11 protein-coding genes are annotated in these 13,268 nt (G+C 62.1%); 7 read left to right on the forward strand and 4 right to left on the reverse strand.

All coding sequences use genetic code 11. The features are described from left to right. Position 1 precedes the first annotated feature (1 nt). From RBB16_RS01595 to RBB16_RS01615, 5 genes are read left to right on the forward strand one after another with little or no spacing between them, the layout of a single operon-like run. Positions 2 to 367: a Na+/H+ antiporter subunit C gene (locus tag RBB16_RS01595; protein ID WP_306044459.1), complete on the forward strand. Its 366-nt coding sequence runs from the start codon at positions 2 to 4 to the stop codon at positions 365 to 367. Continuing rightward, the gene (locus RBB16_RS01600) at positions 364 to 1,914 is read left to right on the forward strand and encodes a monovalent cation/H+ antiporter subunit D (RefSeq protein WP_306044460.1); all 1,551 of its coding nucleotides are present in this window, start codon (positions 364 to 366) and stop codon (positions 1,912 to 1,914) included. Before RBB16_RS01595 ends, RBB16_RS01600 begins: the two co-directional genes overlap by 4 nt. A gap of 3 nt (positions 1,915 to 1,917) precedes the next feature. Then, positions 1,918 to 2,409 (forward strand): Na+/H+ antiporter subunit E, encoded by a 492-nt coding sequence (locus RBB16_RS01605; RefSeq protein ID WP_306044461.1) that lies wholly within the window; start codon positions 1,918 to 1,920, stop codon positions 2,407 to 2,409. Beyond that, on the forward strand, positions 2,406 to 2,675 hold the full coding sequence (locus RBB16_RS01610; protein ID WP_306044462.1) for a K+/H+ antiporter subunit F: 270 nt from the start codon (positions 2,406 to 2,408) through the stop codon (positions 2,673 to 2,675). Before RBB16_RS01605 ends, RBB16_RS01610 begins: the two co-directional genes overlap by 4 nt. Positions 2,676 to 2,685: 10 nt before the next feature. Next, complete coding sequence (locus RBB16_RS01615) at positions 2,686 to 3,060, forward strand: Na+/H+ antiporter subunit G (RefSeq protein ID WP_306044463.1); 375 nt, start codon at positions 2,686 to 2,688, stop codon at positions 3,058 to 3,060. Between the two features lie 58 nt (positions 3,061 to 3,118). On the opposite strand, the gene RBB16_RS01620 is transcribed toward RBB16_RS01615, so the two are convergent. The 4 genes from RBB16_RS01620 to RBB16_RS01635 all read right to left on the reverse strand — a co-directional run bounded on the left by RBB16_RS01620 (position 3,119) and on the right by RBB16_RS01635 (position 10,156). Next, on the reverse strand, positions 3,119 to 5,995 hold the full coding sequence (locus RBB16_RS01620) for a glycosyltransferase (protein ID WP_306044464.1): 2,877 nt from the start codon (positions 5,993 to 5,995) through the stop codon (positions 3,119 to 3,121). Next, positions 5,992 to 8,124: a glycosyltransferase family 2 protein gene (locus RBB16_RS01625; protein WP_306044465.1), complete on the reverse strand. Its 2,133-nt coding sequence runs from the start codon at positions 8,122 to 8,124 to the stop codon at positions 5,992 to 5,994. The genes RBB16_RS01620 and RBB16_RS01625 overlap by 4 nt, the downstream gene beginning before the upstream one ends. 5 nt (positions 8,125 to 8,129) lie before the next feature. Then, entirely contained in the window at positions 8,130 to 8,630 is a 501-nt protein-coding gene (locus RBB16_RS01630; RefSeq protein WP_306044466.1) for a hypothetical protein, read from the reverse strand. Between the two features lie 68 nt (positions 8,631 to 8,698). After that, entirely contained in the window at positions 8,699 to 10,156 is a 1,458-nt protein-coding gene (locus RBB16_RS01635; protein WP_306044467.1) for a mannose-1-phosphate guanylyltransferase/mannose-6-phosphate isomerase, read from the reverse strand. A gap of 474 nt (positions 10,157 to 10,630) precedes the next feature. On the opposite strand from RBB16_RS01635, the gene RBB16_RS01640 reads away from it, so the two are divergent. Together RBB16_RS01640 and RBB16_RS01645 are read left to right on the forward strand one after the other, a co-directional pair. Further along, positions 10,631 to 11,017, forward strand: coding sequence for a hypothetical protein (locus RBB16_RS01640; RefSeq protein ID WP_306044468.1), 387 nt, complete (start codon positions 10,631 to 10,633; stop codon positions 11,015 to 11,017). Between the two features lie 170 nt (positions 11,018 to 11,187). Then, positions 11,188 to 13,221 carry an NADPH-dependent 2,4-dienoyl-CoA reductase gene (locus RBB16_RS01645; protein WP_306044469.1) on the forward strand — a complete coding sequence of 678 codons (2,034 nt, stop codon included), beginning with the start codon at positions 11,188 to 11,190 and terminating at the stop codon, positions 13,219 to 13,221. Positions 13,222 to 13,268: the final 47 nt, after the last annotated feature.

Here is a 13,268-nt window from a genome sequence, read left to right on the forward strand (position 1 = left end):
GATGGAGATCATCGTTGCAAGCAGTATCGGCGTTCTGACGGCGGGAGGCGTGTATCTTCTGCTGCGCCTCCGCACCTTCCCTGTCATCCTCGGTCTCGCTCTGCTGTCCTACGCGGTGAACGTTTTCCTGTTCGCCAGCGGGCGGCTCGCCACAAACCTGCCGCCCGTCCTGTCGCCATATGGCGACGCCAGCTACACCGACCCGCTGCCCCAGGCGCTGGTGCTGACCGCGATTGTTATCTCGTTCGGGATGACGGCGGTGCTGGTGATGATCGGGCTTGGCGCGTTTCTGGAAGCGGATAGCGACCAGATCGACATGGAGCCGGAAGAGAACGGCGCAGACGCCGCAAACGAGGGGTCCGCGTGATGCACTGGATCATTCTGCCGGTCGTCCTGCCGGCCCTGCTTGCCCCGGTCATCGGCTTCGTGATGCGCCACGACATCACGCTGGCGCGCATCGCTTCGGTTGCGGGCACGGTGCTGTTGCTGGCCATTGCCCTGGGCCTTGCCTACATGGCCGCCGATGGCACGACCCATGTCTACCGGCTTGGTAACTGGCCTGCGCCGTTCGGCATTGTTCTGGTCCTCGACCGGCTGTCCGCCCTGATGGTCCTTCTGACCTCGGCGCTTGCGCTGATCGTGCTGATCCACGCCATTTCCACGGGCTGGGACGCGCGCGGCCGGCATTTCCATGCGCTGTTCCAGTTCCAGCTGATGGGTATCTGCGGCGCTTTCCTGACCGGGGACATCTTCAACCTGTTCGTGTTCTTCGAGGTTCTGCTGATCGCGTCCTACGGGTTGATGATCCATTCCGGCGGCAAGGACCGGATGCGCGCGGGGCTGCAATACGTGGTCATGAACCTGGCGGGTTCGACGCTGTTCCTGTTTGCCCTGGGGACGCTCTACGCCTCTACCGGGACGCTGAACATTGCCGATCTCGCGCTCCGCGTTCCCGAGATCCCGGCCGAAGAGGCCGCACTGGTGCGCGTTGCCACGATCCTGCTGATGATCGTCTTCGCGGTGAAGGCGGCGCTGTTCCCGGTGCAGTTCTGGCTGCCCGCATCCTATTCCAACGCGCCCGCGCCGGTTGCCGCGCTCTTCGCCATCATGACCAAGGTTGGCGCCTACGCAATCTTGCGGGTCCACACCACGGTGTTTGGCCCCGGCAGCCCCGGAACCGAGGATCTGGCTGGTACGTGGCTTTTCCCGGCAGCCATCGTGACCATCGCCATCGGGGCGTTCGGTGTTCTTGGCGCGCGGCGCCTGATGCCGCTGATCGCCTTCTCTGTCGTGGGGTCCATGGGCACCTTGCTGGTGGCGGTTGCCGTGTTCTCGACCACCGCCACGACAGCGGCGCTGTACTACATGGTTCATTCGACCTTCGCGGCGGCCTGCCTGTTCCTGATCGCCGACCTCGTCGTCACGCGCCGGTCAGGGGATGCGCTGCAACCAGAGCTGCCGACACGGCAGAACGGCTTGTTCGCGGCCCTCTTCTTCGCAGCGGCCATCGCTATGGCCGGTATGCCACCGCTGAGCGGGTTTCTGGGAAAACTGCTCGTTCTTGATGCGATCAGAGAGCCCGGCCTGATTGGATGGGCCTGGTCCGCGATCCTGATCGGGTCGCTCTTGACCATCATCGGGTTCGCGCGTGCGGGCAGCGTCCTGTTCTGGAAATCCACGGCGATCACCGTCCCCGACGCTGAAGACGGTGAAACCGAAGACAGCGCCGCGTCGATCCAGTCGCCTCTTGCCACGGTGGGGCAGGTTGCCCCCGTCATGCTTGCATTGGCCGTATTGGGGGGGCTTGCCATCTTCGCTGGTCCCGTCTCGGCCTATCTCGACAATACGTCAGCCCAACTCTTTGACCGCGCGGGGTATGTCGAGGCTGTCCTGAGCCCTGTGGAGGAGCGCTGAGCCATGCTGACCCGTCTCATCCCGCATCCGCTTCTGAGCCTGACCCTCATCTTCGTCTGGCTTGGGCTGGTGAACACCTTCACCCTGGGCAACCTTATCCTCGGGTCGGTCTTCGGACTTTTCGTTCCGATGTTCACCGCGGCCTACTGGCCCGACCGTCCCAGGATCGCCCGGCCATTCAAGGTCGCGGAATACATCCTTGTCGTGCTCTGGGATATCGTCGTGGCCAATGTTCAGGTGGCCTTGATCATCCTGTTCAAGCCAGAGTCGAAGATCCGCTCGCAGTGGATTCCCGTTCCGCTCGACCTCACCTCGGCCGAGGCAATCACAGTGCTGGCAGGCACGATCACCATGACTCCGGGTACGGTATCTGCGACGCTTGCCGCAGATGGCAGTGCGATCCTTGTGCATTGCCTGCATACCGATGACCCCGATGCTGTCCGTGACGAGATCAAGACCAGATACGAACGCCGCCTGATGGAGATATTCCCATGATCGAATATGCCCTTACCTTCGCGCTCGGTTGCTACGCCTTGGCCCTGTTGCTGAATCTCTGGCGTATTGCAGTCGGCCCGGATGCGGCCGACAGGATCCTGGCCCTTGATACCATGGTGATCAACCTGATCGCCCTCGTGGTGCTATATGGTGTCTGGCACAGCACTGCGATCTATTTCGAGGCTGCGATGCTGATTGCGATGGTCGGCTTCGTCTCAACGGTTGCCTATTGCCGCTTCCTGCTGCGCGGCGACATCATCGAATAGGACGACAGATATGAGCATCGTCGCGGAAATCCTCGTCTCTTTCGCCCTCGTCGTGAGTGGCATCTTCGGCCTTGTGGGGTCTGTTGGCTTGGTCAAACTCAAGAACACGCTGCAACGCCTCCATGCCCCGACCAAGGCCACCAGCCTGGGTGTCGGCGGCGTGCTGATCGCCTCGATGATCTACTTCTACGCCAAATACGGACAGGTCTCGTTTCACGAGCTTCTCATCACCCTGTTCCTGTTCCTGACGGCGCCGATTACGGCGAACTTCATCGCCAAGGCGTATATGGCACGTAACCTTGGCGATAAGGATGTTCCGGAGACTACAGGGGAATACGGTTGGTCGATCTATGACGACCCACCGAGTCCGGGTTCGGACCGTTGACGTAGAATTCAGGCCATTGAGCCCGAGACTCCGCCCATAGCGATGCAAGGCGCACTGCCTAGGTGGCGGCGCTTTGATCTGCGGAAGGTCTGTCAGCCCGTTGCGTTGCGGCCATCTGGCTCAGCAGCAAGGCCCGCTTTCTGGCGGCGCGGCTGAGTTCCAGCAGACCGAACCGCGCCACGGATATGGACATCACGGCATTGGCCACCGCGGCTGGATCATCCGCAGGCGTGGAAAAACCGGTTCGACCATGTTCGATCAATGTCGGCGGCGTTCCGCGACGATAGCAGATCACCGGGCGCCCGCCTGCCATTGCCTCCAACGTCGTTCGCCCGAAAGACTCCGCGAAATGCGAGAGGACCAGCACAAGGTCCGTCTGTTCCACCGCGGCCACTGACCCATCGACATAGCCTGTGTGAACCGTGTTGTCGGGAAGCGGGCCCAATGCTTTCAGATCGGCAGAGTCCGGGCCAATCAACAGGAACTGGCAACGCGCGTCAGGCGGGACGTTTTCCGAGGCTTCCGCTTTGGCAACCATGCGCGCAACCGAGACGAAATCCGCTACCCCTTTCTTGGCGATGTTGCTACTGATCAGGCCAACGCGCAGGGACGGCCCGGGGGTAAAGGGCAGATCGAACAGGGCAGGATCAATTTCATTGGATTGCACGTCGACGCGATCGGGGCAATCCAGCCAGTCTGCAACAGCAGGGGAATTCGCGATGAAACGATCGGCCTCGCTGAGGATGCGGCGTCTCAGACCGCGGGCGCTGTCACCAAGAATGCGGCACAGTTGCGGGTCCTCGGCGGGCAACTCGCGCACATGCACGATCGACGGGCACCCTTCAGCCCGCGCCGCCACCAGTGGCGCATTCAGGACAATCGTATTCACATGTATTGCGGCCGGGCGATAGGCTCGGATCATGTCTCGTATCGCGGAAACCGTGTGGTCCGAGGCGGGGCGAAAGCGATGCCGCCAGAGTTGCGGCAGAATTACAACCGCTGCCGATCTTTTCCGCACGTCTTCCAGGTACTGCTTGTTCACGGCGGATGGCAGCACCGTCACAGGAGCGATCCGGGGACCGTCGAGGCCGCTTCCGAGACGCTCCAACGCACGCAACAGGCTGCGCTCGGCCCCGAAGATCTGCCGATCGGCGGAATGCGCGAAGACAAGCGCGGTTTCGGCGTCGCTGCCTGCCAGCGCCCCTTCAAACCGGAACGGTTCAGCCGGGGCCTTGTCGGGGTGCTGTTCGTAATCCAGCAGCGGCACGGCCTGCGTGTCCAGTTCCCGTTTTGCGCGCCATGCAGAATCCGAAAACAGCGGGCCGGGATCGCGGTCTTCCTGTCCGCCGGTTTCCAGATAGTGGCGGACCGGGTCGACATCCGCAGCCAGCACGTCCTTGTTCCGCGTCAGATACCAAAGCGTATCGAAATGCGAAGACCCTGAAATGACGGCGTAGTCACTGACAGCGGTCACATCATCGGCAGGTCGAAGCGCAGGGGGTGCTGGAAATGGCCGTTCCGACGGATGTCTCGTAAGGAAAAGCGAGGCCGCCCGCGCCTCCGTGTCTGAGGTGCTGTCAACCGCAGACACCCTGTTATCGTGCCAGTGCAGCGCGGCATCCAGATAGCATCGGCGCGGACCCCGGAATTGGGTCGAAAGGTGCGTGGCGGACGACAACGTCAAGGATTGCGGCGCGTTGCGACCGAAGGCCAGGGGCACGCCTGGGTGCTGTTCTATCACTGCGCCAGGGCCGAAGGCGGCAAGCAGGCGATGATAGTATTCGGTATCGGCATTGACGCGCACGCGGTCCCAATACCCCACCTTCTCGCGCATCTCCGCGCGGACCATCAGGGACGAGACATTGCGATAGACCCAGCCCTGCTCGACCCGCCAAAGCGACATTGAAAGGTCAGACCCGGTCCGAACCCAGTGCGATGCGCAGGCGACCGGGCCACTGTCGGCCAGAAGCGGCCCAACCTGTGCCTCGATCTTTTGCGGATGGGACCAGTCATCGGAATCATGAACGGTGAAGAACGCACCACGGATGTCTGCCAGGCCGGTATTGCGGGCAATATAGGCGCCGCTGTTCTCTGGCAGACGAATGACCCTGATGCGCGGATCTGCCTGCGCCGCCTCTTCCGCGACACCCGCAGTGTTGTCGGTGCTGGCATCATCCACCACGATGATCTCAAGATTGCGCCAGCTCTGGTCGGTCAACCCTCGCAGACATGTGCCCAGGGTCGCCTCGGACTGATGGGCGGGGACAATGACACTGACAAGTGGACCCTGGTCTACCGGTGCAGGTGGGATCGGGGCTGTCAGCCTGTCCAGGCGCGACAGCGTCCCCTGCCGCAAGCCGATGCCAGCCAAGCCGGTTGCCGCATAGATCTCGGCAAGATGGTTGGAAACAACGTGATCCGGGGCGTTTTCGGCAACCGCAATCTCGATCTCCGACAGTGAAAGATCGGCGTGATCGCCGAACCGGTCCCTGGCTTTCCGCAAAAGCTCTTTTGCAACCGAAAGCTCTCGGCACATGGTTGCGGCCTTTACCCCAAGAACCCAGGGGCCCTTGTGCGGAATGATCGCGGTGCCCAGATCGCCACCATCGAAAAACGATCTGATGGCAGAATGCGCGGATTTCCAGCGTGATTTGCTGGCAGCATGACGCGCAAAGACCCATCCTGCGATCGCCCGTTCACGAGCTGACCCGTTTTTCAGCAGCAGCCGCAGTTCCGGTAACGCCTGTGCCTCGAATCCCCGCCACAGGTCATGATCGAGTTCCAATGCACGCACCGGGCCACCCAAGCGCCCCTCGGCGTGGCCATGGGCTACATAGTGCTCCCATGGATCCAGCCCTGCCGCGCGAACGTCAGAATAGGTCGAGAGATACCAGACCGGATCGAATTCCTCTTTCGTGAAGGCCGCCCCGATCATCTGAAAAGCCCGTGCAACGCGTCGAACGGGATCTTGGCACGCGCGACCCGACTGGCGCCCGCCTTGATCAGCTCCTGTTTGATGGCACGATTTCCGGCCCACCATTCCACGGGTCCCGTTGCGAACCGCTGCGCAGAGGATTCGCAGGCGGACGGATCATATCGCCCAAGGCGGCGCCCCGAGCCGGGAAGCGTGGCGACCGGAGAATAACTTGCCAGAAGACGCACTCTTTCGGCCCGCACCTCGGGAAGGAAACCGGGAAGCTCCTGCAATGCCTCCGGGTCAGGCGCGATCAGCAACGGGGCCGAGGCCGTTTCTCCCGGGCAGAGGTGAAGAAGGCGCTGACCGTCGAGAGCTTCGCGCACCTTCGTGCACAGGCGGAAGGAGGTGTCGAGCATATCCGGCGCCATAGGTCTGGCCAGCGGCACCAGACCGACCGGGCCATCGGAAAGGGATGCCAGTTTCAGGCAGGTTTCCACCACCCAATCGCTGTGTCGAAGATCTGCGGCCAGTACCAAGGACAGCTTGTAGTTGGACTGATCACGCCCTTTCATGATGCCGGGTGCGGGAAACGGGCGACTGCCTGCCGTGTAGTGCAGGTCGCCCACAGAGGTAGTGCGGTGGTGGTGCTCCTGCGCATCGAGATAGGCAAGACGAGCGCCAGTGACATAGCCGTCGATGGACAGGGGGCCACTGCGAACCGCGGATCCTTCCCTGTCGCGCAGCATCGCCAGCGGGCCGGTCTTTCCGGAAATGACAGAGGCAGGCCCGAACACCCGGCGTATTCGCCGTATCAGTTCATTGTCCGCCGCGACGCGAACAGTGTCCCAGCATCCCAGGGCCTCCACCACGGGTTGTCGTCTGAACAGAAGGGACGCCGTGTTGTCCGTCAGAAAACTCGCCTCCGGGCTCAGGCGTGTCAAAGTCAGATCGGAATGCATGCGCACATGCTCGGACGTGCAGGCGATAGCTGTTCCGCTTTCAAGCATCAGGCCCATCTGCACGGCAATCCGGTCGGGGTGGCACCAATCGTCCGCGTCATGAAGCGTAACGTATTCACCACGCGCCTCGGCAAGCCCGGCATTGCGTGCTGCATAGGCACCGCCGTTTTGCGAAAGCCGTTTCAGCCGGATGCGGGGATCGGCTATTGCCGCATCCAGTGCGACCTGAACGGTTCCATCGCTGCTGGCGTCGTCGATGACAATGATTTCAAGGTTGCGCCAGCTTTGGTCTGCAACGGCGCGCAGTGCGGTTGGAAGGGTGTCTTCCGCCTGATGGGCCGCGATCAGGACGGACACCAGCGGTCCGTCTACGGGTAGGGGAGGCCGCTTGGGGGTCAGGCGGTCATAGGCCAGGCTGCTTGGGTCATCGCGCAAGGCCAGTTCGCCAAGGCCGTATGCCGCAAGCGCCCGGTTGATCAGCCTCAGCCGACCGTTTTCCGAGGCTTCAAAGCCTGCAAGCGCAAACCAGGTTTCGTTGCACAGCAGATCTTTCATCTGCCAATCGCGGATGACGTCGTCCGACGGGGCTGGCTGACCCGCCAATGCATCTGCAACAAGGGCAATGGTCAGCAAACGACTGCGCAGGGCCGGGTCCGTCGCCGAGACAAGGGCGTTGTGGGCGAGCCGACCTGCCGATGTCGCACTGTCCGGGGATTGGGTCATCCGCCATTGCCGAAGGTGCCAAAGCGCCAGGTCGCGGCCAGAAAAGCCCGCAGCATCGCCGGTTTCCTCATCCAAGAGGCGCTGGAGCCCCTCTAGGGCGGATGCCTGACCGACCACGTTCAGCCGATTGCGAAGCACATCGCTTTTCACACGCGCCCGCAAGATTGGGTCTTGTTGAAGGGGATTGGCTGCACGGCCTTCTGACGCGCCGTATTGCAGGTAGTGCGTCAGCGCATCCATGCCGCTATCCGCAACTTCTCGGAAGCAGGCCAGATAAGCACGGGTGTCGAACTCGGGTCCGGGGCTGCGCCCAAGGCCCCAACCGATCTTCAGGAAATGATCCAACGGGTCCAGCCCGGACAAGGCCACGTCCCCGTTCCGCGTCGCGTACCATTCCGCGTCGAACAGGGCGGAGTCCTCCAGCAATTGTGCACGGGACGTGTCGATGATGGTTTCGCCGGACATTGCGCCTAGCCTCCGGCGGCTGGTCCGCCCCGCCGACCTTCCGCTTGTCCGTGTAAAACGTAATGAGCCAGAGCAGGCCAGCCCGCCTCGGCAACATCCGGATTGGCGCTGTAATAGGCCTTGGTCTGGAAATCCGGACCCGGATCATGCCCGGCAAACGCGCCACGCAGCAAGTAGTGGGTCGCGGCCTTGTCCGGGCCATCGCATTCGGGGTAGCGCGCCGCGTACCAGTTTGCGTCGAAATAGCGGCTTCTTGCCAAGGCGTTCGCCTGATGACGCAGCATCAGGCGGTGGCGCAGCCTGGCCAGTCGTGTTCTCAGCCATCCACGGCTGAGTCCGGTTGGCGTCTGGCGAGTGGCCTCGGCGATGACGGTCTCGTCCGACTGTCGCAGCAACGCAAGAATTTCCGCATCCCGCTGCGCCAGTTCAGCCCGCAGTGACAGAATTTCAGCCCGCAGCATCGCCTGCATGTCCGCATCGGGCTGGTTTCTGTCCGTTTCAATCATAAGTCATCCGATTGGTGACAGGTACGGGTACTCTTTGCCTCTACGCAGTCCACGGCCTCTTCACAGAGTCACCCTTTCGCGCCTTGCCCGCGGGAATAGACATCCTCGTACCGAATGATGTCATCCTCACCCAGATAGCTACCGGTCTGAACCTCGATCAGCACCATGTCGACCTTACCCGGGTTTTCCATCCTGTGCACGGCTCCGAGAGGAATGTAGACGGACTCGTTTTCCGAAACCAGCTTGACCGTGTCGTCAACCGTAACCTTCGCCGTACCCTGCACGACGATCCAGTGTTCCGATCTGTGGTGATGGCTTTGAAGGCTGAGGCTTGCGCCGGGCTTGACCACGATTCGCTTGACCTGAAACCGCTCGCCAAGCACGAGGGTCTCGAAATGTCCCCATGGACGGTAATCGACGGGCAGGGCTTCTGCCTGACGGGCACCTTTTGCGGCAAGGCTCTGAACGGCGAGTTTCACGTCCTGCGTTCTGTTGATATCGGCAATCAACACCGCGTCCGGCATGGCAATGGCAACGATGCCGTCAAGGCCAAGCCCGACAAGTTCCTGATCCGGGTGCTCTGACCGAAGCAGGGAATTCTTGCAGTCGATGGCCGTTACCGGACCCGCGCAGGCAACACCATCGGAATCGATTGCGCTTTGGTCGCGGACAGCGCTCCAGCTTCCCAGATCGCTCCAGCTGCCCCGGAAGGGAACCACGCTCAGATTGTCTGCCTTCTCCATGACCGCATAGTCGATCGAGATGTTCTGCACCTCTGCCCAGGGATCTGGGGCAAGGCGGAAGAACCCGAGATCCGGTTCGCCCTGCTCCACCGCGGCGCGAACGGGTGTCACAAGATCAGGCGCATGGCGTTCGAAGGCAGAGATGATGTCCTTGGCGGCGAACAGGAAAATACCCGCGTTCCAAAGGAACCCGCCATCGGCAACCATCTGTTCGGCCGTGGCCTGGTCGGGCTTTTCGACAAAACGTTCCAGCTTGTAGGCCGCATCCTTGTCATGCGTTCCAGCCAGTTTGAGGTATCCGTACCCGGTTTCCGGGTAGTCAGGGGCGATGCCGAACGTCACCAGATCGCCGTTCAGGGCCGCACCTGCCGCCAGTTCCAGCGCCGCGGCAAACGCATCGGCATCCGGAAGGATGTGATCGGATGGCGCGACAAGCAGCAGAGCCTCGGGCGAGGTCTTGGCAATGTGCAACGCGGCGGCCAGAACCGCCGGGGCCGTATTTCGCCCCTCGGGCTCGATCAGGATGGCACCCGGATCAATGCCGATGTCCTGCAATTGCTCGGTCACGACAAAGCGAAAGTCGGATCCGGTCAGGATCGTAGGCGCGGCAAAGGTCACCGCGCCGCGCGTACCGGTCATGCGTTCTGCGCATCGTTGATAGAGCGACCGGTCGCCAATCAACTGAACGAACTGTTTGGGATAGCTCTTGCGCGACAATGGCCAAAGACGGGTCCCCGAACCGCCACACAATACCAATGGATGAATTTCAAACGACGGCTGCATAAATAGGTTTCCAACTTGGTAGTGAAATCTATTGCCGCGGACAAAAAGCCACGACCGATCATTGGTAGATCACATGCCTTGTTCACTTTGAAGGGTCAAGGTCGCGCATGTGTGATCAACGACCTCGGCCATGCCCCGCCAGCACATTCCGCGATGTTGCATCTGCACCGGAATGCCACTGTGATGCTTCCCGGAATGCCATTGATCCGTGTTTCGTCGACCAGCCGTTTCCATTTGCCAACGAGAAGAGGAGTCGATCCAGAAACCCTTGTCGCTTCGATCGCGGCGGTGGATCGCGCGTGTTGAATGAAGGCCAATGGAAATCTCATGCTCTCCACCCATCCCTGCGGATTGGGGGATCGACCCCATACGATCGAACGCATGCAGTTGGCAGTTTTGGGCCATCGGAAACGAACACCGGTTCACCAGACACGCCGCTCTGACCGGGCGGCACTTGACCAAAGGAAATGACCCATGACGACCGCATCCAACCCCTCCCGCCGCGCTTTCTTCAAGTCCGTTATCACGCCCGCCCTGGCCGCTGCTGCAATTGCCACAATGGCCATCCCGTCCGGTGCCCATGCGCAGGCGCAGGCACCGCAGCTTGTTCCGGGCAACTACCAGGGCTACTGGCATGACGGTCGCTCGATGGTCGAACGTGTGACGGTTACGCCGAGCGAGATCACGCTTCACCGGATCGCAGGCGGCGATGTTCAGGGCCAGACCTTCCGCTATATCCGCAGCGGGGCCAGCACCTACAATTCCCCCAACGGGCACGTCATCATGATCACCAGCGCGACCACCTTCACCTGGACCAACAGCAATGGCCAGAACGGCGTCGCCTACAGCCTGCTGCGCTAATCCCTTCCCCAATCCGCCGCGCCTGACCCGGTGCGGCGGATTCTTTGCCACGTCCACCCCCCAAGCCCCTGCCTTCCGACCCCGTCGGCAACACCACAACGGGGTGACGCGGCGTTGAGGGTGACAGTCCGCCCGCCTTGCGCCATCTTTGCGCATCGGAGGACACGACCATGACGCACGCGCTTTACCCTCATCTTCTGGCCCCGCTGGACCTTGGCTTCACCACGCTGAAGAACCGGGTTCTGATGGGCTCCATGCATACCGGGCTGGAGGAAACCAAGGACTGGCCCCGCGTGGCGGAGTTCTATGCGGAACGCGCGCGCGGGGGTGCTGCGCTGATCGTGACGGGGGGCATGGCGCCGAACAAGGAAGGCGGCGTGTTTCCGGGGGCGGCGGGGCTGTTCACCGATCAGGATATTGCCAATCACCGGGTGATCACCGATGCGGTGCACGAGGCCGACGGCAAGATCGCAATGCAGATCCTCCATGCAGGGCGCTATGCCTATTCGCCTGATTGTGTGTCTGCCTCCCCCATCAAATCGCCGATCTCGCCCTTCCCGCCGAAGGCGCTGGATGAAGACGGGATCGAGAAACAGATCAGCGACATCGTGACGGCAGCCGTGCGGGCGCGCGAGGCGGGCTATGACGGTGTGGAGGTGATGGGGTCGGAGGGATATTTCCTCAACCAGTTCATCGTGAAACACACCAACAAGCGCACAGATCGGTGGGGCGGCAGCTATGAAAACCGCATTCGCCTGCCCATCGAGGTCGTCCGCCGGGTGCGCGAGGCCGTGGGCCCTGATTTCATCGTGATCTATCGCCTCTCTATGATCGACCTTGTGCCCGAGGGATCGACCTTCGACGAGGTCGTGCATCTGGCGCAGGAGATCGAGAAGGCGGGCGCCACGATCATCAACACCGGCATCGGCTGGCACGAGGCGCGGATTCCGACGATTGCCACCAGCGTTCCGCGCAAGGCCTTTGCCTGGGTCACCAAGAAGCTGATGGGCAAGGTGGGCATTCCGGTGATCACATCGAACCGGATCAATACCCCGGATGTGGGCGAGGAGGTGCTGGCCGAGGGCTGCGCCGATATGGTGTCCATGGCGCGGCCCTTCCTGGCCGATGCGCATTTCGTCGCCAAGGCGGCGGAGGGCCGGGCCGATGAGATTGCGCCTTGTATTGCCTGCAACCAGGCCTGTCTGGATCACACGTTCAGCGGCAAGCTGACCTCCTGCCTCGTGAACCCGCGCGCCTGCCATGAGACCGAACTGCGCTATGACCCGACGGATGCGCCCAAACGGTTGGCTATCGTGGGCGCGGGGGCCGCAGGCGTGATGACGGCGGTGATCGCCGCCGAGCGCGGGCATTCCGTGACGCTCTTCGAGAAGGCCGACAAGGTGGGCGGGCAGCTGAACATGGCCAAGCAGATCCCGGGCAAGGAGGAGTTCTTTGGTCTCGTGGATTGGTTCGAAACCATGCTGGCGCGGTCAGGTGTGGATCTGCGCCTTGGCACCGAGGCCGGGCCGGAGGAGCTGGACGGGTTCGACGAGGTGGTGATTGCCACCGGCATCGTGCCGCGCGATCCGGGCATTCCCGGTCAGGACGGGCCGAATGTGCTGTCCTATATCGACGTGCTGTCGAAAAAGGCCCCGGTTGGCGAGAAGGTGGCCATCATCGGCGCGGGCGGGATCGGCTTCGATGTGGCCGAGTACCTGGTGCATGAGGGCGAGAGCCCGACTGAAAACCTCGATCTGTGGAAGCAGGAATGGGGCGTGGGTGACCCGTCGACGGATCGGGGCGGGCTGGCGGCAAGCGGCCCAAAGCCCGAAGCCCCTGCCCGTCAGGTCACGCTGTTGCAGCGCAAGAATGAACGGCTTGGCAAACGGCTCGGCAAAACCACCGGCTGGATTCACCGCGCGGCGCTGAAGATGAAGGCGGTCGAGATGGTGGGGGGTGTGAACTACGAACGCATCGACGCGGATGGGCTGCATGTGAGCTATGGCGAGGCGCGCGAAAACCCGACGCTGATTGCAGCAGATACCATCGTGCTTTGCGCCGGACAGCTGTCGGAACGGTCTCTGGCGGATCGGTTGGAAGCGGCGGGCAAGAGCGTACATGTGATCGGTGGGGCGGATGTGGCCGCCGAACTGGATGCCAAGCGGGCCATCAATCAGGGTGCGCGGTTGGCGGCAAGCCTCTGACCTCGGGTGTTTCGCCGCCTTACGGCGTCGACCCGCGGGGGGATCCT

The organism is Nioella sp. MMSF_3534 (assembly GCF_030732985.1).
Lineage (GTDB): Bacteria > Pseudomonadota > Alphaproteobacteria > Rhodobacterales > Rhodobacteraceae > Nioella.

What these genes read in the sequence shown, in the direction of transcription:
- RBB16_RS01595 (WP_306044459.1), top strand. Translation starts at nt 2, where the DNA reads ATGGAGATCATCGTTGCAAGCAGTATCGGCGTTCTGACGGCGGGAGGC.
- RBB16_RS01630 (WP_306044466.1), bottom strand. Translation starts at nt 8,630, where the DNA reads ATGATTGAAACGGACAGAAACCAGCCCGATGCGGACATGCAGGCGATG.
- RBB16_RS01610 (WP_306044462.1), top strand. Translation starts at nt 2,406, where the DNA reads ATGATCGAATATGCCCTTACCTTCGCGCTCGGTTGCTACGCCTTGGCC.
- RBB16_RS01625 (WP_306044465.1), bottom strand. Translation starts at nt 8,124, where the DNA reads ATGTCCGGCGAAACCATCATCGACACGTCCCGTGCACAATTGCTGGAG.
- RBB16_RS01605 (WP_306044461.1), top strand. Translation starts at nt 1,918, where the DNA reads ATGCTGACCCGTCTCATCCCGCATCCGCTTCTGAGCCTGACCCTCATC.
- RBB16_RS01645 (WP_306044469.1), top strand. Translation starts at nt 11,188, where the DNA reads ATGACGCACGCGCTTTACCCTCATCTTCTGGCCCCGCTGGACCTTGGC.
- RBB16_RS01615 (WP_306044463.1), top strand. Translation starts at nt 2,686, where the DNA reads ATGAGCATCGTCGCGGAAATCCTCGTCTCTTTCGCCCTCGTCGTGAGT.
- RBB16_RS01620 (WP_306044464.1), bottom strand. Translation starts at nt 5,995, where the DNA reads ATGATCGGGGCGGCCTTCACGAAAGAGGAATTCGATCCGGTCTGGTAT.
- RBB16_RS01635 (WP_306044467.1), bottom strand. Translation starts at nt 10,156, where the DNA reads ATGCAGCCGTCGTTTGAAATTCATCCATTGGTATTGTGTGGCGGTTCG.
- RBB16_RS01640 (WP_306044468.1), top strand. Translation starts at nt 10,631, where the DNA reads ATGACGACCGCATCCAACCCCTCCCGCCGCGCTTTCTTCAAGTCCGTT.